The sequence below is a fragment of the Ruegeria sp. AL1 genome, from assembly GCF_056540905.1.
This window is the reverse complement of sequence record NZ_JBQFXP010000002.1, coordinates 460,900-479,616: the sequence shown is the minus strand read 5'-3', so window position 1 is coordinate 479,616 and position 18,717 is coordinate 460,900. Positions and strand designations below refer to the sequence as shown.

18 protein-coding genes and 1 pseudogene are annotated in these 18,717 nt (G+C 58.4%); 6 read left to right on the top strand and 13 right to left on the bottom strand.

Annotated features, from left to right (window positions below; genetic code table 11):
* The 3 genes and pseudogenes from ACRZ9X_RS05410 to ACRZ9X_RS05400 form a co-directional block, all read right to left on the bottom strand.
* A pseudogene (locus ACRZ9X_RS05410) lies at positions 1-103 on the bottom strand ((2Fe-2S)-binding protein); the annotation flags it as partial.
* A 118-nt stretch (positions 104-221) separates the two neighbouring features.
* Positions 222-1,226, bottom strand: coding sequence for a molybdopterin-binding protein (locus ACRZ9X_RS05405; protein WP_480516565.1), 1,005 nt, complete (start codon positions 1,224-1,226; stop codon positions 222-224).
* The gene (locus ACRZ9X_RS05400; protein ID WP_480516563.1) at positions 1,223-2,191 is read right to left on the bottom strand and encodes an XdhC family protein; all 969 of its coding nucleotides are present in this window, start codon (positions 2,189-2,191) and stop codon (positions 1,223-1,225) included. The genes ACRZ9X_RS05405 and ACRZ9X_RS05400 overlap by 4 nt, the downstream gene beginning before the upstream one ends.
* A 208-nt stretch (positions 2,192-2,399) precedes the next feature.
* Between ACRZ9X_RS05400 and ACRZ9X_RS05395 the strand changes: the two genes are divergently transcribed.
* Positions 2,400-2,900, top strand: coding sequence for a hypothetical protein (locus tag ACRZ9X_RS05395; RefSeq protein WP_480516561.1), 501 nt, complete (start codon positions 2,400-2,402; stop codon positions 2,898-2,900).
* Here the strand turns inward: ACRZ9X_RS05395 and ACRZ9X_RS05390 are convergent, their stop codons facing one another.
* Positions 2,901-4,160, bottom strand: a complete 1,260-nt coding sequence (locus ACRZ9X_RS05390; protein WP_480516559.1) for a vWA domain-containing protein — start codon at positions 4,158-4,160, stop codon at positions 2,901-2,903.
* A 58-nt stretch (positions 4,161-4,218) separates the two neighbouring features.
* Positions 4,219-5,127 carry an AAA family ATPase gene (locus ACRZ9X_RS05385; protein ID WP_480516557.1) on the bottom strand — a complete coding sequence of 303 codons (909 nt, stop codon included), beginning with the start codon at positions 5,125-5,127 and terminating at the stop codon, positions 4,219-4,221.
* 153 nt (positions 5,128-5,280) lie between these two features.
* Here ACRZ9X_RS05385 and pyrC point away from each other — a divergent pair, with 153 nt between their 5' ends.
* Positions 5,281-6,318, top strand: coding sequence for a dihydroorotase (pyrC, locus tag ACRZ9X_RS05380; protein WP_480516554.1), 1,038 nt, complete (start codon positions 5,281-5,283; stop codon positions 6,316-6,318).
* Here the strand turns inward: pyrC and ACRZ9X_RS05375 are convergent.
* Together ACRZ9X_RS05375 and ACRZ9X_RS05370 are read right to left on the bottom strand one after the other, a co-directional pair.
* Complete coding sequence (locus ACRZ9X_RS05375) at positions 6,315-7,610, bottom strand: MmgE/PrpD family protein (protein WP_480516552.1); 1,296 nt, start codon at positions 7,608-7,610, stop codon at positions 6,315-6,317. The two genes, pyrC and ACRZ9X_RS05375, sit on opposite strands and share 4 nt — an antisense overlap.
* 37 nt (positions 7,611-7,647) lie before the next feature.
* Positions 7,648-8,094: a type II toxin-antitoxin system RatA family toxin gene (locus ACRZ9X_RS05370; protein ID WP_480516593.1), complete on the bottom strand. Its 447-nt coding sequence runs from the start codon at positions 8,092-8,094 to the stop codon at positions 7,648-7,650.
* A gap of 74 nt (positions 8,095-8,168) precedes the next feature.
* Between ACRZ9X_RS05370 and hpt the strand changes: the two genes are divergently transcribed.
* Complete coding sequence (hpt, locus tag ACRZ9X_RS05365) at positions 8,169-8,711, top strand: hypoxanthine phosphoribosyltransferase (RefSeq protein WP_480516550.1); 543 nt, start codon at positions 8,169-8,171, stop codon at positions 8,709-8,711.
* A 163-nt stretch (positions 8,712-8,874) separates the two neighbouring features.
* Here the strand turns inward: hpt and ACRZ9X_RS05360 are convergent, their stop codons facing one another.
* The 4 genes from ACRZ9X_RS05360 to ACRZ9X_RS05345 form a co-directional block, all read right to left on the bottom strand.
* A complete protein-coding gene (locus ACRZ9X_RS05360; protein WP_480516548.1) occupies positions 8,875-10,023 on the bottom strand; it encodes an amidohydrolase in 1,149 nt (382 codons plus the stop codon).
* Positions 10,020-10,970: a lipoyl synthase gene (lipA, locus tag ACRZ9X_RS05355; protein WP_480516546.1), complete on the bottom strand. Its 951-nt coding sequence runs from the start codon at positions 10,968-10,970 to the stop codon at positions 10,020-10,022. Before lipA ends, ACRZ9X_RS05360 begins: the two co-directional genes overlap by 4 nt.
* 273 nt (positions 10,971-11,243) lie before the next feature.
* Positions 11,244-12,179 carry a LysR substrate-binding domain-containing protein gene (locus ACRZ9X_RS05350; protein WP_480516544.1) on the bottom strand — a complete coding sequence of 312 codons (936 nt, stop codon included), beginning with the start codon at positions 12,177-12,179 and terminating at the stop codon, positions 11,244-11,246.
* A gap of 48 nt (positions 12,180-12,227) precedes the next feature.
* On the bottom strand, positions 12,228-13,343 hold the full coding sequence (locus tag ACRZ9X_RS05345) for a DUF6456 domain-containing protein (RefSeq protein WP_480516542.1): 1,116 nt from the start codon (positions 13,341-13,343) through the stop codon (positions 12,228-12,230).
* Between the two features lie 240 nt (positions 13,344-13,583).
* On the opposite strand from ACRZ9X_RS05345, the gene ACRZ9X_RS05340 reads away from it, so the two are divergent.
* Entirely contained in the window at positions 13,584-13,883 is a 300-nt protein-coding gene (locus ACRZ9X_RS05340) for a DUF6477 family protein (protein WP_480516539.1), read from the top strand.
* Here ACRZ9X_RS05340 and ACRZ9X_RS05335 read toward each other — a convergent pair whose 3' ends face one another.
* Both ACRZ9X_RS05335 and ACRZ9X_RS05330 read right to left on the bottom strand, forming a co-directional pair.
* Positions 13,884-15,428 carry a trimethylamine methyltransferase family protein gene (locus ACRZ9X_RS05335; RefSeq protein ID WP_480516537.1) on the bottom strand — a complete coding sequence of 515 codons (1,545 nt, stop codon included), beginning with the start codon at positions 15,426-15,428 and terminating at the stop codon, positions 13,884-13,886.
* 112 nt (positions 15,429-15,540) lie between these two features.
* The gene (locus tag ACRZ9X_RS05330; protein ID WP_480516535.1) at positions 15,541-15,981 is read right to left on the bottom strand and encodes a GNAT family N-acetyltransferase; all 441 of its coding nucleotides are present in this window, start codon (positions 15,979-15,981) and stop codon (positions 15,541-15,543) included.
* A gap of 90 nt (positions 15,982-16,071) precedes the next feature.
* Here ACRZ9X_RS05330 and guaA point away from each other — a divergent pair, with 90 nt between their 5' ends.
* Positions 16,072-17,631, top strand: coding sequence for a glutamine-hydrolyzing GMP synthase (guaA, locus tag ACRZ9X_RS05325; RefSeq protein WP_480516533.1), 1,560 nt, complete (start codon positions 16,072-16,074; stop codon positions 17,629-17,631).
* A gap of 96 nt (positions 17,632-17,727) precedes the next feature.
* Entirely contained in the window at positions 17,728-18,633 is a 906-nt protein-coding gene (locus ACRZ9X_RS05320) for a DMT family transporter (protein ID WP_480516531.1), read from the top strand.
* The last annotated feature ends 84 nt before the right edge of the window (positions 18,634-18,717 follow it).

Genomic DNA, 18,717 nt, shown 5'->3' with positions numbered 1-18,717 from the left:
CCGTCAAACCCAATTGATCACGCAAAAATCCAGACAATAACGTCCGACCCTCAACATCACCGCTCACAGATAATCCGTTCACAGTCATAGAGACCTGTGCCATAAGCTCCTCCCATTTCATGTTTTTATTTGGCCCGAGTTAAACACGGGAAAATTCTTTTGAGAATAGAAAACTTTACCAAATGGACACCATCCGCCCCAAGCCCGGAACGAGGAGTGTATTAAGAGCTTCTCTTGCCTGCCCGAGGCTGCGGGCGCGTGGGAATTTCCTTAAGAAGACCGCCCACTCCCATGCCTGCGATATCTGCATGGGTCGTAACAATCCCGCAGGCCACGCGCGACAGGACCCAATCCGCGCCGTTGAGCGCAGGTGCCCGTGCGCAGCCCGGAAGACCGATCACGGGACGCTCTGGCAGCGCACCCAGGAACAGCAGGTTGCCCGGGTCGACGGGCATACCGAACCGATCTACGCTTCCCCCTGCGGCACGCACCGCCTCGGGGGCCACATCGTAAGGGTCGGATGTCGCGGACCCCGTCAGGATCATGGCGATATCGCCCTTGACCTCGGAAAGCGCTCGCGCCAGCGCTTGAGTTTCATGTGGCACGATCTGAACATCGCATAGCTCCATGCCCAACGCTTCGACACGTCCGCGCATTGATGCGATCCCTTTTTCATTCGATGGCCCACCGGGAATATCGGTGACGACAAGCCCGGCTGTCTTGTGGGGCGGAACCGCAAGACGTATCGCACTTTGCGCCAGTCGGGCAGCCCGCAGAACATCCTTACCCGGCACCGCGTATGAGATGATCTTGATCGTAGCAACCATCCCTCCGGCACTCATTTGCTGATATTGCGGCACGGTAGCGACCGTAATCATCGGATTGACCTGATTGAACGCGTGCAGGGCATCGACATCCAGAACCGCAACACCCGGTGCCTCGGCCAGCAAGTTGACGCGACCGGTAAAAGGTTTGGTCACCCGCAACCCAGCCTTTGCCGGATCCGGGGCCAACGCGTCGGCCAGCATCTTTGCCGCCTCGTCTTCATGGGTGTCGCCCGGCTCCAGCCGGGCAACAACAACGGTGTCGAAACCCGAAGCCGCCAGCTGTTCCAAATGCGCTGGCGTCAACACCAGGCCCTTTCGCAGTTTTCCCGCGCGGGTCTGAATCGAATGAGCGAGGATGGAACCACCTGCCTGGTTGATCGGGATCGGTCCGAATTTCACACCTTACCCCGCAGGACAGCTGTCATTTGCGCCAAAATCGCGACCGCAATCTCAGACGGGTCCGCCGCACCAATGTCGAGCCCGATCGGGCCGTGAATGCGCGCCAGTTGCTCATCGGTAAATCCGGCAGTTTTCATTCGCTCCAGCCGCTTCGCATGCGTACGCGTCGATCCCAGTGCGCCGATATAAAAGACATCCGCCTCAAGCGCTGCCTGCAGCGCCGGATCGTCCAGCTTTGGGTCATGGGTCAGCAGGACCACGGCGGTTCGGGTGTCCATGCCCAGCTTGGCCACTGCCTCATCCGGCCAGTCCGTCAGGATCGTCTGATCCGGAAACCGCGCGCTTGAGGCAAAGGCGTCGCGCGGGTCAACAATGGCTGGATCATATCCGGCTATCCGCGCCATTGGCACCAATGCCTGCGCGATATGGACTGCTCCGACAACAATCAGTCGCAAGGGCGGGTTGTGAACCGCCACAAATGTCTTTTCATCTTCCTCAAAGCCCGAGCGGTCCATACGCATCCGCTGAGGGTGGGCATTGCGACGCAGGGCGCGATGGCCGGTATCGACATTGACCTCATAGGCGATGGGTTCACGTTGGGCACGGGCAGCAACCAGATCAGCCAACATGGGTTCGGTCATCACACCGCCGACCGGTTCAACCAGCACTCGGATCGTTCCGCCGCAGGCCAGCCCAACGGCAAACGCGTCCTCATCGCTGACCCCAAATTCCAGCAGGCGCGCCTCGCCTTCGTCAATGGCCTCCAGCGCCTCGACGATCACCGCGCCTTCTACACATCCCCCGGAAACCGATCCTTCGATCCGACCCTCGCCCGAGATGGCCAGTTGCGACCCGACGCGGCGCGGGGCGCTGCCCCAGGTCTGCACCACCGTGGCTAAGGCCGCGCCTTTTCCGGCACGGTGCCACCGCAACGCGGTTTCCGGACTGTTGTCGAATCGTTCCATTGAGACCTCCGGTCCTCTTGAAGTTCAACATAGGGAGGATTGGCGCGATGAAAAGCGGGTCAAAAGTCTCACGCGGGGTTGTAACCTGCGCGATATCGTATTCACAAAACCAAATATTGATTGTTCTTGCCCCGGGTTCTAGCCTGTGTTCATGTTCTGCGATAACCCGAACCAACCCCTCTGCCTATTTAAAAACGGAGACAAAAAGTTGAAACGCATTCTTACACTGGGAGCCGCAATTGGCATGTTGGCCAGCACGGCCGCTGTGGCCGACACCTTTCTGCGCTACGGCGAGGTCGAAGGGTGGAAAGTATTCATCGACAACGAAAAGAAATCCTGCCTGATCGAAGCCGTGGACGACTCGGAAAATGTGGTTCAGATGGGTTTAACCGAAGATCGCGGTGTCGGTTATGTCGGCGTTTTCACCAAGGCTGAAACCGACATTAAACGGGGCGAGACAGAAGCCGTGGCCATTCTGTTGGGCGAGAACATCTATCTGGGTGAAGCGACCGGCATGAAGGGCAACATCACCAAAGGATATTCCGGTGGCTATGTCCTGTCCGACAGCCCTCAATTTGCCGAGGACCTGGCCAAGCAAAAGGTGATGGTGGTGTTTCCCGAAAAGGAATTCGCCTTTACCGTCGACTTGACCGGCACGTTCAAGGCCATGGAAATGGCGCGTAAGTGCAACGAAGAACAGCTGGGGTGATTACCCCGCGGACAGCGCGGCCAAGAGCCGCGCTTTCTGCCCCTGATCGTCGGGCCGCGAGATTACACTCGCCAGATCTTCGAGCGACGCGATAGAATGCCCGGCGCGGAAGCTGTCCACATGAGGCAGCATGGTCGCAACACCCTGCGCCTTGGGTGCGAACCCATCCCATCTGAGAAGCGGATTGAGCCATATCAGACGGCGGGAGGACAGATGCAGGCGCTCGATTTCCTTTTCGAGCTGCCCGGGATCACCGCGTTCCAGACCATCGGTGATCAACAGGACCACAGCCCCCTGCCCCATGACCCTGCGCGACCAGTCCCGGTTGAACTGATGCAGGCAGTCACCAATGCGCGTGCCGCCTTCCCAGTCCTGAGCTTCCGCGCCTGCCGCTGCCAGGGCTGCATCGACGTCGCGTTGGTGCAGATGTCGGGTGATGTTGGTCAGGCGGGTTCCGAAGGTAAATGCATGCACCCGAGCCCATCCCGCCCCTTTGGCATTCGAGACAGTGTGCAGGAAATGCAGGATGACGCGACTGTATTGACTCATCGAGCCGGAAATGTCGCATAACGCAACAAGGTTGGGCCATCGCGGTTTGGGGCGCTGGCTGGCAATGTCTCGCACCTCTCCGCCCTGACGCATGGCCGCGCGCAGAGTGCGCGCCCGATCAATGCGGTGACCCAGATGGCTGGCTTGCCCCCGCCGAGAGTCGATGGGTTTGACCGGCAGGGACAGGCGCGACAGCAGATGTTTGGCCTGTGCCATCTCAGCCGTGCTCATCTGTTCGAAATCGAGATTGCGCAGACGTTCTTCGGAAGATGCGGTCTGAGTTGCATCAATCTCGATTTCTGTTTCGCCTTCGGATTCAGTGATCTCGGGCGCGTCGCGTTCGATACCGTCCAGCAAGGCCTCGGCCGCGCGTTTTTCTGCGGCATCTGCCTTGCGTTCTTCCTGCACGCCACGAATAGCGGGCAGCATCATGGCCATCATATGCTCCATATAACGCGGATCGCGCCAATACATGCGAAAGACCTGCGCAAACACGGTGCGATGTTCGGGGCGGTTCACGAAACAGGCATGTAATGTCCAATAGAAATCACGCTTTTGCGTAAAACCTGCGGCCTGAACCGCGCGGATCGCATCGACCACCCGTCCTGTTCCGATTGGTAAACCGGCTTTTCGCAAGGCCCGGGCGAAATGCGTGATGTTCTGGGCCAGTTTGGGATTGTCGGGGATGTCGATTGGAAGCTGTTCGGCCATTACATCTGGTGGGGGCTCTGCCCCCACACCCCCGGAGTATTTTTGAAAAGATGAAGCATCACGCGGGTTCGAGTGCGGCTTTGGCCTGATCGAGAATGCGTTTGGCTTCGGAGCCCTGCAGTTTCTGGATGTCGTCCTGATACTTCAGGATGGCACCCAGTGTGTCGCCGATGACTTCGGGGCTGAGGTTGATCACGTCCAGCGCCAACAGGCATTTCGCCCAGTCAATTGTTTCGGCCACGCCCGGTTTCTTGAACAGGTCCTCGGTGCGCAGTTGCTGGACAAAGGCCACAACTTCCCGACTGAGCGCTTCGGCGGCCTGTGGTGCGCGGGCGTTCAGGATTTCGATTTCGCGGTCGAAATCGGGGTAGTCCACCCAATGATAGAGGCAGCGGCGTTTCAGGGCATCATGCACTTCGCGCGTGCGGTTCGAGGTGACGATGACAATGGGTGCCTCGGGCGCGACAATCGTGCCGAGTTCGGGGATGGTGACCTGAAAATCGCTGAGCGCTTCGAGCAGGAAGGCTTCGAAGGGTTCGTCGGTTCGGTCAAGCTCGTCAATCAGCAGAACCGGGGCGCCGTTCTCGTCCGCGCGCATGGCCTGCAGCAGGGGGCGTTCGATCAGGAAGTCATCAGAGAAAAGTTCGATTTGAAGCGATGACCGGTCGGCACCTCCTGCGGCTTCGGCAGTGCGGATTGCCACCATCTGCGCCGGGAAATTCCATTCGTAGACGGCTGAGGACGCATCGAGCCCTTCGTAACATTGCAGCCGGATCAGGCGGCGGTTGAGACCGGCGGCCAGAGCCTTGGCGATTTCAGTTTTGCCGACACCGGCCTCGCCTTCGAGAAACAAAGGTCGTCCGAGTTTGAGCGACAGGAAGACAACCGTCGCCAGAGCCCGCCCGCAGACATAGCCTTGTGTGCCCAGCATGGACTGAACGGAGTCGATGGACTGTGGCTGCGGCATGGCGAACTCTCCCTTGGGCTCAACAGGTCATGGCGGCGCGCGGACGTCAAGCCTGTGGTTTTGTCCGGACTTACGACGTTCCGACAAGTTGACAAGGCCTGGGGCGAAAATCCGGGGTTTTCACCAGCGGATTGGCTGTGATAGCCCGATGACATGAACCAGACATTAACCATCCGCCGCCCCGACGACTGGCATCTGCATCTGCGCGATGGCGCGATGTTGCAGGCCGTCCTGCCCGAAACCGCCCGTGACTTTGCCCGCGCGATCATCATGCCGAACCTCGTGCCCCCGGTGGTGCACGGCGATCAGGCCGCCGCCTATCGCGATCGGATCATGGCTGCGCTGCCCGATGGTATGAAATTCGAGCCGCTGATGACCCTGTATCTGACCGAGGATACAGATGCCGAAGATGTTGCCGCCGCCCATGCCAGCGGATTGATCACTGCGGTCAAGCTGTACCCGGCAGGCGCGACGACGAATTCGGCCTCCGGTGTGCGGGATTTTGATACGGTCCGCCCGGTGCTTGAGAAGATGGCCGAGATCGGCCTACCCCTGTGCGTGCATGGTGAGGTCACCGATCCCGAGATAGATATCTTTGACCGCGAGGCGGTGTTCATTGACCGTGTGCTGGATCCGATCCGCAAGGCCACGCCCGGGTTGCGCGTGGTGATGGAACACATCACCACCGCGAACGGTGTCGACTATGTGAAAGCCAATGCGACCGATCTGGGCGCAACGATTACGGCGCATCATCTGATCATCAATCGCAACCACATTCTGGTCGGTGGCATCAAACCGCATTATTATTGTCTGCCCGTCGCCAAACGTGAAGAGCATCGCAAAGCGTTGCTGGAGGCGGCCACCTCGGGCGATGCGCGGTTCTTTTTGGGGACGGACAGCGCGCCGCATACCGATGCCAACAAGGAGATGGCATGTGGATGCGCCGGGTGCTTTACAGCCACGAACACGATGTCTCTGGTCGCCGAGATGTTTGATCGCGCCGGGGCGCTGGGCAAGCTGGAAGGGTTTGTGTCGCGCAATGGGCCTGCATTCTACGGGTTGCCGGTGAATGAAGACGTGATCACTCTGATCAAGGGCGACCCGGTGAACTATCCCGACAAGATCGACACCGGCGAGGGACCGGTGACAGTGTTTGACCCCGGCTTTCCGCTGCATTGGCGCGTAAGCTAGCCGCTCAGCTTTAAGGCCAGATCGCTGGTATGGCCGCCGGTGCGCAGCATCGACCAGATTTCGTCGGCCTCGTCCTTCCCGATGAGTTTGGCGGCCTTTCCGCGCACACGGTCTTCGCGATCCGGCAGGCTTATGGGGGCAAGCAGGTCATGCGTCGCCTCCAGCCGCGCACCGTCGCGGCGCAGCAGGGTCAGATTGGACTGTGTTTCCGATAATGTCTCGTCTTGCTCGACCCTGACCCGATCACGCAGGGATTGCAGACGTGGATCACCGCAGTTTTTTGCGGAAAAGTTGCCGGGCAACGCCGTGTCATACCCCAGCGCCTGCATCGCAATCACGGTGCGGTAAGAAAATTTGGCGCCAAGCCCGGTTGCAGGAGACAGCTGATTGCACACGCTCATCCAGCGCGGATGAGTCCTGATCTTGATCTCGGCCACTTCCGGCTCCGCGATATCCAATTCACGGGCGGCTTCAAGCGCGGCGTGCAAACCATGACAGCAGGCGTGGAATTTGTGGCTGACGCGTTCGAACAGCCACTCATCCCCAAGCCCTTCCAATGCTGTGGCATTGTCGGCGGCACCCATATGCGTGGCGGCAAAACCGTAGGGACCTTCCAGAGCATCCGGATTGGGTTCGAACCCCCGTGACACCAAAAGCGCGGCCTCGACCCCGTTCGACGCGGCAAGGCCCGCGTTGTAAGGTTTGCCCATCGTGCCAAACTGGGCCTTCAAGCCCGAGGCGCGGGTGGCGACAAGCCCCAGCGCCTTTTGCATCTGATCGGCATCGAACCCAAGGATGCGACCCGCCGCAAGTGTCGCACCGCAAGCACCTGCGGTGGCCGTCTGGTGAAAACCACCCTGATAGTGATCGCGCCCCAACCACAGGCCCACACGGATCGAGGCTTCCATCCCGATCAGCGCTGCCTCGAGGAAATCCACCAGAATGCGTTCATCCCATTCACTCAGGGCCAAGGCGGCAGGCAGAATTGCCACCGATGGATGGCCGATATGCGCAAAATGCGTGTCATCATAGTCCAAAGCATGAGACACAGTGCCGTTGACCAGTGCAGCACCACGCAACGGGGCAAAACCGCCGCCGAACAGATGAGCCTGTCCCGCACCGCCTTCGGCTGCGACCATGTCGCGCACAATGGATGAGACAGGTTCCGCCGCCCCCGCGCGCCCAACCGCCAGCCAATCCAGAACTGAGAGCGACGCGATCATCCGCGCCTGTTTCGTCGTCGAAATCGGACCCGAAGCAAAGCGGGCAAGTGCAGAGGTAAATTCGGCCATGACCGCAGTCTAGCGCGCGACCGATCAGGGTAAAGACTTAGCTGTACAAATCCGCCGCGCGAGCTTCGAACGCCTTGACGATCCTGTGCATCGCCTCGTTGAACACGACCCCGATGATGCCTTGCAGAACCGCATTCTTGAATTCGAAATCAACATGGAATGAGACGTCGCAGCCGCCATCCGCCGTGTCTTCGAAATGCCAATCAGATTTCATGTATTTGAACGGGCCGTCGAGATATTCGGTATCGATCCGCTTTTGGCCGTCAAACAGAGTGACCCGACTGCCGAACCGTTCGCGGAAGACTTTGAACGAAATGACCAGATCGGCCTCCATCACCTTTGCATCGCCGTCAACATAGGTGCGACGCACGCGCGCTGCCGCGCACCACGGCAGGAAGTCCGGGTACTTCCCAACATCACCCACCAGATCGTACATCTGCTGAGCGGTATATGGCAGGTGTCGGGTTTCGGAGTGCGTCGGCATGATGACTTGGGTATTTACAGGTGACAATGGCGCGTCATGTCGTATGTTGCGCGCCAAAGATCAAGGGGGCAGTGATGACCGACCGCGCATATGTGATAGACGAGATGATCTCGGCCAAAGCCATCGCCGCCCGGATCGAAGAGCTGTGTCGCGAGATTACGGACGAATTTGACGCAACCGACAAACTGGTTGTGGTGGGTCTTTTGCGCGGAAGCTTTGTGTTCATCGCCGATCTGGTACGCGAACTGGACTTGCCGATCGAAGTCGATTTCCTTGAGGCGTCTTCGTACGGTGATTCCATGGAGAGCAGCCGCGAAGTTCGCATTCTCAAAGACTTGCGTGGTGCAATTGAAGGGCGCGATGTGTTGGTTGTCGAAGATATCGTCGATACCGGTCATACACTGAACCACGTTACCAACCTGCTAAGAAGTCGCGAACCCAAGCGGTTGAAATCCATCGCTCTGCTAGACAAACCCAGCCGGCGAGAAGTTGATTTCAGATCAGACTGGATCGGGTTTGAAATTCCGGATGAATTTGTTGTGGGGTATGGCATCGACTATGCCCAACGCAATCGCAACCTGCCATATATAGGCAAGGTTCGCTTCACCGAGGGTTAAATGAATCCCCGACATCTTTTGCGCATGTCCCAATGGGCCAGGACCCCGCCTTCAACCAGACGGGTGGTTTTCGTGTTTTCGGTCATCGCGGTTTGTCTGGGGATCGGAGCTATCGAGTACATGGGGTGGTGGCCTGACTGGGCAACCGGAGAATGGACCCGGTTCAAGCCTTGAGCAGCGCGATCTCTATCGCATTCAGAAATACCCCAGTGCCAATCGGAATCAGTGCGTCGGGGAAATCATAATCGGGATTGTGCAATTGCGGATGATCTCGCCCCGCGCCCAGCCAGAACATGGCGGTTTTCGCGCTCTTTCCGAATTGCCCGAAATCCTCGGAAAACCGCTGCGGCTCAAGGCTGAACTGACAAGGCACGCCCTGCCCTGCACAGGCTTGCTGCAGAATGTCCCCCGCATCCTCATTGTTTGTGCATGCCTCGAAGATATCGTCATAGGTAATCGCCACCCCCAGCCCCTCGGCGTCACAGATCTTGGTTACGGCAGCTTCTGCATCCGCAACAAGCCGTGCCATACGCTGATCCGAGACCGTGCGCAGTGTCACCCAAAGCTGTGCGTAACCGGGCGAGATGCCAAACGTGGCTTCGCCCAGACTGGCGTGAGTCACAGTGGTCAGCACATAGCCCTCATCCAGATCTCCGCCCTGTCCCAAACCATCCAAAACCGGAATCAAAGTTGTCAACGCCTTGGCCGGAGACAGCCCGTCCTGAGGCGCAGCGGCATGCGAGGTCTTGCCCTGCATCTCGATCCGCATCCCGCGAGAGGCACAATTGGCGGGTCCCCAACATAACGCAACCTGTCCCAGATCCAGCCCAGGCAGGTTGTGCAACGAGAACACGTAATCCGGGGCCAGTTCCTGAAACTGTGGGTCGGCACGGAACGCAGCCGCACCTTGTCCGGTTTCCTCGGCGGGTTGGAAGATCAACAAAATGCACCCGCGCGACGGTCTGCTCTGCCCCAAGGCGCGCGCCACACCAAGCACCATGACCATATGCCCGTCATGCCCGCAAAGGTGGCCTTTGCCGCGATTTTCCGACGCATAGGGAACTATGTTGATCTCCTGAATCGGCAAGCCGTCCAGTTCGCACCGGATGCCAATCGTTGGTCCGGGCACACCGCTGTCATAGATGGCAGCAACCCCATGTCCACCGATGCCCGTCAGAACCTTGTCGGGGTTACAAGCGCGCAACTCCTGCGCAATTCTGGCTGCGGTGTCCTTTTCCTGACCCGAGATTTCGGGCACCCGGTGCAGCGCGTGGCGCAGCTCCGTCAGTTGGTTCAGAACGTCAGGGGTCACCCCAAACTCAGTTTCTTCTGGCGCGCCTCGCGAAGGCGGGCAAAATCATCGCCCGCGTGGTAAGAGGACCGCGTCAACGGGGTTGCCGACACCATCAGGAAGCCTTTGCCATAGGCCGATTTCTCATAAGACGCGAATTCTTCGGGGGTGACAAAGCGGTCGACCCCGTGGTGTTTTGGCGTTGGCTGCAGATACTGACCAATCGTCAGGAAATCGATATCCGCAGCGCGCATGTCATCCATCACCTGCCGCACGGCCTGTTCATCTTCACCCAGCCCGACCATGATGCCGGATTTGGTGAAGATCGACGGATCCATTTCCTTGACACGCTGCAACAGACGCAACGAGTGGAAATACCGCGCGCCGGGCCGTACCTGAGGATACAGCCCCGGAACAGTTTCAAGATTATGGTTGAACACGTCGGGTTTGGCTTCGACCACTGTTTCCACAACCGACGGATCGCATTTCAGGAAGTCAGGCGTCAAAATCTCAATCGTGGTTTTCGGCGACCTGTGACGCACCGCACGGATCGTCTGAGCAAAATGCTCGGCCCCGCCATCGGCCAGATCGTCCCGGTCCACCGACGTGATGACCACATGGTTCAGACCCAGCTTTTCAACGGCATGCGCGACCCGCCCCGGTTCGAATGCATCCAGTGCGTCGGGGCGACCGGTTGCGATATTGCAAAAGGTGCAACCCCGGGTACAAATCTCGCCCATGATCATCATGGTGGCGTGGCCCTGACTCCAGCATTCGCCGACATTGGGGCAGCCCGCCTCTTCGCACACGGTCACAAGACCATTTTCCCGCATGATCTTGTGCGTGTCCGCATAGCCTTTTCCACCCGGTGCTTTGACCCGAATCCATTTGGGCTTTTTCGGCTGCGAATTGTCGGGCCGATGTGCCTTTTCAGGGTGTCTTTGTTCGGGGATCTTCAAATCACGCACGGGCGGGGTTCCTGACTTTGGGTCAATTTGGATTGCCTGTAACATAATCCATGTTCCCTCTCTAGACCTGTGGCGCATAGCCGCTATGCGCAGCCCCCACAGGATATTGCCGATGCGACCGCATGAAAGCGCGTAATTGTCTGTTTTAAAATCCCTTTTGAAGCCCGTCCCTCTTAGCAAATAGAGGTGTAAACCCTGCGGAAGGAAAACGGTCGCTTTGGTGGCACCCACAGTTTCGAGCTTACAATGGGCCGATTGCGAAAGATCGCAGTTTTAAGGCGCAACTTTCCGGCGGCTCTCGGCAACAATGCCCTCACCCACTGTTCGGATGACCTCTACCAGACGTTCGAACCACTCATCCCCGCTGGTCGAGGCCCGCCGTACCAGCCCGATTGTTCGCGACGGCTGCGGCGCGTCGAAGCGCAACAATCTGAGCCCCGGCACCGCCTCGGATTCCGCGCGGGACGCCAGTTCGGGCATAAGCGTCAAACCGAAGCCCTCGGCCACGAGCCGCGACAAGGTTCCCAGTGACGACGCCCCCATATTGATCTGACCGCTGGTTCTGTCCTGACCGCACACCTCCAGCGCCTGATCTGTCAGGCAATGACCGTCTTCCAGCAGCATCAACTGAACATCCTTCAAATCCACAGGCCGCAGGGAATCGGGCCCAACGGTCAGGCGGTCAAGCCTGGACTGGTTGCCAGCCAGCAGGAAGTGGTCTTGAAACAGAGGCTCTTCGTACAACGCGTTCTCGCCAGACGGCAGGGCCAGAACAGCTGCGTCAACCTCACCCGTGTGCAGCAGCATCAGAAGGTGTTCCGTTCTGGCCTCACGGATAGACACGCGCAAGGACACGTCACCGGCCCGAAGACCTGCCAGAACTCCGGGCAGCAAATAAGGGGCCACAGTCGGGATAATTCCGATGGACAGCGACCTGTGCCCCTCGGAATGGTCCTTTGCAAAGCGATCCAGTTTCCCTGCAGCGTCCAAAACCTGATGTGCCCGCTCCAGAACATCGCGCCCGAGCGGGGTTAGCAGAATGTCGCGGGCCTGCCGTTCGAACAGGGCCCCGCCCATTATGTCCTCCAGCGCTTTGATCTGAACCGACAGCGCAGGCTGAGACACGTGGCATACCTGCGCTGCACGACCGAAATTGCGTTGTTCGGCCACGGCTTTGAAATACTGCAATTGCCTGAGAGAAAAATTCATAATCCCAAGTTATTGCCAAATTTCAAAGCCGCAAGTTTTATTTATGATTCAACCAATCAAACGGTCTTTTTCCGTCTGTTCTTCGTAATGCCGCTTTAGCCGTTGCAATGCGATACGCAGCACAATCTTGCCGGACCGGGCCGACCAACCCATGCGCTTTTCTGCAAGTTCCAGCCCTTCAAGATAACAGCAGCACCGCAATGCCACATCACTGAGACCCGGCCCCAGATCCGCAAGCGCGCGGGCAACTCGGTCGCGCGCGCCGGACGCGCCCTTGCCGAACCCAGAATCGGGCGCGAAGCCCGCGCGACCGCCGCCGGTCAGAAACCGTTCCCAGTTTTGTGTCACCTGCGGGCCGATCTGCGCCAGTTCAAAATCCTCGCGCAAGCGCTCGCCTGCCCTCACAAGCGTTTCATCCAGAAACGGCCTACCATCCCGGTCCTTCCGGCGTGCAAGCGCAATCAGAGGGCTCTCGGACGCGCTGTAGCGCATCCGCAACGGTCGCTTTTGTGCGACTGCCGCGCTGTCGGGTTTGGCCGCGAACGAGGTGAAGGATGCCTGCGCCTCGGCCATACCGAATTCGCTTTGCGCCCGCGCCCGGTTTTCCGCCTCGGCGATCAGATGTCCCAGCGCCGCCCGACCTGCCGACGAAATACGGTACCGTGAAATCCGGCCGGGTTTGTCGCAGGTGATCCAGTCGTTCAAGGCAAGGGCCTGCGCCAGCGTACATTCGACCACAGCTGTTTTCGTGGCTTGCTTTTCGCCGCTGTCACGCACCACAACGGCTTTGTCCATATCCTCGGCCACAGCCAGTACAGCCCCGGTTTCACAAAGCCGGCGCAAGACACGCAACGCTTTGTCGTTGAAAGAATCCGCTTCCTGCGCCTCACCCCCTCCGGGACTGGCAAAACGGCCCGCATCGGGGTACATCGCGCCATCCGGTGCCGGGGTATGGTCCGCTGCCAGAGCCTGTAGCGCGGCATCGACCAGCGGATCATCCCGACGCAATTCGATCTTGCGGATCTGTCTGAGGATTGTCGAGGCATGGCATCCCGCAGACCGGGCAATATCGCGGATCGAACGACCGGATTCGGTATGATCCAGATACCGCTGCGCTCCTTCCGGGACCCATGTCGGAACGTTAAATGCCACGCTGTTGTTCATCGTCTTTCGCCCTCGTCGACTACACAATTTGTCCATGTCCGCCGTCGGAATCTTGGTTAACCAAACCTAACTAGAGCCGGTTTTGTTACTCGTTCGTTAATGACGGACGGTGGAGAGCAGAATCGATTAAAAAAGATAAACAGTGGTGAAACCATAGTTCGGCGCGAAAGCAAATAGGGCAACACCCGCTAAGGTTGTGTCACAACTAAGACAACACGTTGTGAACGAAAGGAAAGCCCTGTGCAGGATCTCATGACCATGGTCACCGCCCTGAAACGCCCGCGCCTGTTGACCCGCGCCGCAAAAATCGGAGCGCGCGATTACAACAGGGACCGCCACCTACAGCGTATTCTGGGATATGGCGGGTTGCCGGGTCCGGGTGCCGCATTGATGCGGTTGATGGATCTCGAGCGAGAGATCAATTCCCGGCGGGAAGAAGAAGATGCCGGATACTCTTTGGTTCGGCATCTTGATCTTTTGATCGCGCTGGTCGGCGAGGCGCAGCTGTTTCAGGCCAGCCGCGCCAAGCTGTATCAGTGATCAGGTGAAGGCATCCGGCATGGATGCCTTTTTCGCCGCGACATACTCATCAAGCGCCGTCTTGATATCAGGATCGATCTGCGGCTGCTGGTAATTTGCCAACAGATGCTCTACCCGAGACGTGGCCAGGGTTCGCGTATCGCGCGCACCTTCTTCTTCCCAGGTTTCAAAGGGTTTGTAGTCCAGCATCTCGGATTTCCAGAATGCGTCTTTAAAGTTCGCCTGAGTGTGAGCACATCCCAGATAATGCCCGCCGGGGCCGACCTCGCGGATCGCGTCCATCGCCTGTCCGTTTTCGTCGTAGGGCACACCTTTGGCCAGCCCGTGCAACACACCCAGCTGATCGGCATCCATGACAAACTTTTCGAAATCGGCCACAAGACCGCCTTCGAGCCATCCACAAGAATGCAGCATGAAGTTCACGCCCGCCATCAAACCCATGTTCAGCGAGTTCGCAGTTTCATAAGCCGCCTGCGCGTCCGGCAGTTTCGAACCGCAGAAGGAACCGGCAGACCGGAACGGAAGCCCGAGCCGACGCGCCAATTGTCCGGCCCCATAGGTTACCAGAGACGCTTCGGGTGTGCCGAAGGTCGGCGCACCAGAATTCATGTCGATCGAAGAAACAAATGCCCCAAAGATCGCCGGAGCGCCCGGGCGAATGATCTGGCTGTAGGCTACACCGGCCATCACCTCGGCCAGAACCTGCGTCAACGTACCGGCCACCGAAACCGGTGCCATCGCGCCGCCGACGATGAAGGGCGAGATGATGCAGGCCTGATTGTTCTTCGCATAGACTTCAAGCGAGCCCATCATCACATCATCGAAGGTCATCGGCGAGTTGATGTTGGTCAACGAGGTCATGACGGTGTTTTCCTGCACGAACTCTTTGCCGAACAGAATCTCGCACATCTCAATCGAATCCTGCGCCCGGCTGGGATCGGTCACCGACCCCATGAACGGTTTGTCCGACAGGGTCATATGCGCCAACAGCATGTCCAGGTGACGTTTGTTCACCGGGATGTCCGTGGGCTCGCATACCGTGCCGCCCGAGTGGTGCAGCCACTTGGACATATAAGCCAGTTTTACGAACTTATTGAAATCATCCATCGTCGCATAGCGACGGCCACCTTGCGCATCCCTTACGAATGGCGGGCCGTAAACCGGGGCCAATACCAGATTGCGGCCACCGATCACCACCGATTTTTCGGGGTTCCGGGCGTGCTGGGTAAACTGGCTGGGAGCAGTCTTGATCAACTCACGCGCCAGACCGCGCGGCAGACGTACACGCTCGCCATCTACATCGGCCCCAGCATCCCGCCAACGTTCCAGCGCGGCAGGATTGTCGACAAAGTTGACACCTACTTCCGCCAGCACGGTTTCCGCGTTGGTTTCGATGATTTCCAAAGCCTCTTCATTCAGGACTTCGAAATTCGGAATGTTGCGTTCGATGTATTTTGCGGTTTCGATACGGACCGCGGTGCGCTCGGCCCGGCGGGCGGCACCGCCGCCACCACGCGCCCGGCGCCGGGTGTTTGCCTCTGCCATGAGAAAATCCCGTTGGTTGGTTGATTTTATATGTAGCTACAGGAATGGTCGCCCGCCGACCGGTAATTTACGGCGAAATAGGGGGAAAAGCGACATGAACACGGTCAGGTCGCTAATCGACATACTTTTCCATCAATACAGTGTTTTCAACCACATCACGTTCTTGCCATCCCAGATGCTGGTACATGTGGCGGGTTTTCGTCATCAGACGATGCGTTCGCAGCCGAAGAAGGGACAGACCAACATTTGCGGCGGATGCCTCGGCCTCGTTCATCAACGCGCGTGCCAGGCCCTGCCCCTGCGCATGAGGCGCAATCGCAAGGTTGAAAACCATAAGGGCCTCAAGGGTTTCACCGAACACGACCACACCCAGAATACGACCGTCCTGTTCGGCAACAAAGACGTCGCGGGCTTCGATGTCCTCGCGAATGCCATCCGTAACGTCCGGTAAGTCCGGAATATCTTTTGCAAAGGATGCGTATGCGCTGGAAATACAGTCGCGGATCGCATCTGTGTCCTGAACCCTGGCCGGTCTAATACCCACTTCGGCCATTTAGTGATTCCCCCCAAAATTGCCGAATACAATGGCTTATTTGACGTCATTCCGCTTGCACAAGCAAGGCTTGCGACCTAATAGCCAAGCATGACCCAAGACACCCATGACCGCCTTCTGATCATCGACTTCGGCAGCCAGGTAACCCAGCTGATTGCCCGCCGTCTGCGCGAGCTGAATGTTTATTGCGAAATCCACCCCTATCAGAACGTCACGATGGACTTTGTGCGTCAAATGGCGCCCAAGGCTGTCATTTTCTCGGGCGGGCCCGACAGTGTCACCCGCGAAGGTTCGCCCCGAGCGCCGCAGGAAATCTTTGATTTCGGCGTGCCGATCCTGGGCATCTGCTATGGGCAGCAAGTGATGATGCATCAATTGGGCGGCAAGGTGGAAAGCGGCCATGGCACGGCCGAGTTTGGCCGGGCTTTCGTCACCCCTCAATCCGGCCTCGATATTCTGGACGGCTGGTTCGCAGAGGGCGACGAGCAGGTCTGGATGAGCCATGGCGATCATGTCAGCGAAATCGCGCCGGGATTTGAGGTTTTCGGCACCTCGCCCAACGCGCCCTTCGCGATCACGGCAGACCCCTCGCGCCACTTCTATGCGGTCCAGTTCCACCCCGAGGTGCACCACACCCCCAAAGGCGCGAAACTGTATGAGAACTTTGTCAAACTCGCGGGTTTTGCCGGTGATTGGACGATGGGCGCTTACCGCGACGAGATGATCCGCAAGATCCGTGAACAGGTCGGCGATAAGAAAGTGATCTGCGGCCTGTCCGGCGGCGTCGACAGCTCGGTGGCGGCGATTCTGATCCATGAGGCGATCGGTGATCAGTTGACTTGCGTGTTCGTCGACCACGGCCTGCTGCGCAAGAACGAGGCGCAGGAAGTCGTCGGCATGTTCCGCGACAATTACAACATCCAGCTGATCCACGCCGATGAAAGCGAGCTGTTTCTGGGCGAGTTGGACGGCCAGTCCGACCCCGAGACCAAACGCAAGATTATCGGCAAGCTGTTCATCGACGTATTCCAGAAACACGCCGACACCATCGAGGGCGCCGAGTTTCTGGCACAAGGCACGCTGTACCCGGATGTGATTGAATCCGTATCCTTTTCCGGCGGCCCCTCGGTCACGATCAAATCGCACCACAATGTGGGCGGTCTGCCGGAAAAGATGGGCCTGAAACTGGTCGAACCCTTGCGCGAGCTGTTCAAGGATGAGGTCCGCGCCTTGGGCCGTGAACTGGGCCTGCCCCAAAGCTTCATCGGTCGGCACCCCTTCCCCGGCCCCGGCCTTGCAATCCGTTGCCCCGGCGAAATCACTCGCGAAAAGCTCGAAATCCTGCGCGAAGCCGATGCCGTTTACATCGACCAGATTCGCAAACATGGTTTGTATGATGACATCTGGCAGGCATTTGTCGCGATCCTGCCCGTCCGCACGGTCGGTGTCATGGGCGACGGCCGCACCTATGACTACGCATGTGCCCTGCGCGCGGTGACCTCTGTGGATGGGATGACAGCGGATTATTACCCTTTCAGTCACGAATTTCTGGGCGAGACCGCCACACGCATCATCAACGAAGTCAAAGGCATCAACCGATGCACCTATGACATCACGTCGAAACCTCCCGGAACGATCGAATGGGAATGAAACCAAGCCGGGCCAAGACCCGGCTTTTTTGTTTACAGCGCAGGCAATACTCGTTCTAGTTCAGCGGGTTAAGACGCAATCTTTACAAGGGCGATCATGGACAGCGGCAAAACGCAAATCGGCAAGGCCGCGCTTTGGATGACAGGGGCCATTGCCTCGTTTTCGTCCATGGCCGTTGCCGGGCGCGAGCTGAGCGTGACCCATGACACCTTTGAAATCATGTTCTTCCGCAGTCTTGTTGGAGTCTGTGTCGTCTCGTTGGTTTTGACCCTCAGCGGTAAATGGAATCAGGTGTCTACCCAGCGTCTGGGCCTTCATGGCGTCCGCAACATCCTTCACTTTACCGGTCAAAACCTGTGGTTCTACGCAGTCAGCGTGATCCCCCTTGCGCAGGTCTTTGCGCTGGAATTCACAAGCCCTCTATGGGTTATCTTGCTCTCGCCGCTGTTCTTAGGCGAACGGCTCACCGCGGTGCGGCTTGCATCCGCCATAATAGGGTTTGCCGGCATTCTGATCGTCGCACGTCCAGGCGCGGCACCGATCAGTCTGGGCGTCATGACGGCGGCAATGTCGGCGATCTTTTTCGCCCTCACGACCATCTCGACAAAATCACTGACCAGATTTGCCAGCACCGGTTGCATCCTGTTCTGGCTAACGGTGATGCAATCGTTCATGGGACTGGCGGCTGCCGGGCTGGATGGTCAGATCACCTTGCCGAATCCGAGCACGGCCCCCTATTTGCTGCTTGTGGGTCTGGCGGGACTGCTGGCGCATTTCTGTATCACCAACGCGTTGGCCATCGCCCCAGCCACTGTGGTGGTGCCGTTCGACTTTGCTCGCCTGCCGACAATTGCCGTTGTCGGGATGATTCTCTATCACGAGCCGCTGGACCAATGGACGCTCATTGGGGCTGCCGTGATCTTCTCAGGTATCTTTTTGAATGTTCGCGCCGAGAATCGTAACAGTTTAGCAACACTTTCCAACCACCCTGCACATAAGTAACGCGCCGTCACCGGTTGACGGTAAATTAACAATTGCGCGAGTAACAACCCGGGAACTCGCTTGAGCATTCACGAGCGTGAATGT

Coding starts and splice junctions, on each gene's coding strand:
- ACRZ9X_RS05400 (WP_480516563.1), bottom strand. CDS start 2,191: ATGGAACGATTCGACAACAGTCCGGAAACCGCGTTGCGGTGGCACCGT.
- ACRZ9X_RS05350 (WP_480516544.1), bottom strand. CDS start 12,179: ATGAATTTTTCTCTCAGGCAATTGCAGTATTTCAAAGCCGTGGCCGAA.
- ACRZ9X_RS05345 (WP_480516542.1), bottom strand. CDS start 13,343: ATGAACAACAGCGTGGCATTTAACGTTCCGACATGGGTCCCGGAAGGA.
- ACRZ9X_RS05335 (WP_480516537.1), bottom strand. CDS start 15,428: ATGGCAGAGGCAAACACCCGGCGCCGGGCGCGTGGTGGCGGCGGTGCC.
- ACRZ9X_RS05385 (WP_480516557.1), bottom strand. CDS start 5,127: ATGCCGCAGCCACAGTCCATCGACTCCGTTCAGTCCATGCTGGGCACA.
- ACRZ9X_RS05375 (WP_480516552.1), bottom strand. CDS start 7,610: ATGGCCGAATTTACCTCTGCACTTGCCCGCTTTGCTTCGGGTCCGATT.
- guaA (WP_480516533.1), top strand. CDS start 16,072: ATGACCCAAGACACCCATGACCGCCTTCTGATCATCGACTTCGGCAGC.
- pyrC (WP_480516554.1), top strand. CDS start 5,281: ATGAACCAGACATTAACCATCCGCCGCCCCGACGACTGGCATCTGCAT.
- ACRZ9X_RS05320 (WP_480516531.1), top strand. CDS start 17,728: ATGGACAGCGGCAAAACGCAAATCGGCAAGGCCGCGCTTTGGATGACA.
- ACRZ9X_RS05390 (WP_480516559.1), bottom strand. CDS start 4,160: ATGGCCGAACAGCTTCCAATCGACATCCCCGACAATCCCAAACTGGCC.
- ACRZ9X_RS05370 (WP_480516593.1), bottom strand. CDS start 8,094: ATGCCGACGCACTCCGAAACCCGACACCTGCCATATACCGCTCAGCAG.
- hpt (WP_480516550.1), top strand. CDS start 8,169: ATGACCGACCGCGCATATGTGATAGACGAGATGATCTCGGCCAAAGCC.
- ACRZ9X_RS05330 (WP_480516535.1), bottom strand. CDS start 15,981: ATGGCCGAAGTGGGTATTAGACCGGCCAGGGTTCAGGACACAGATGCG.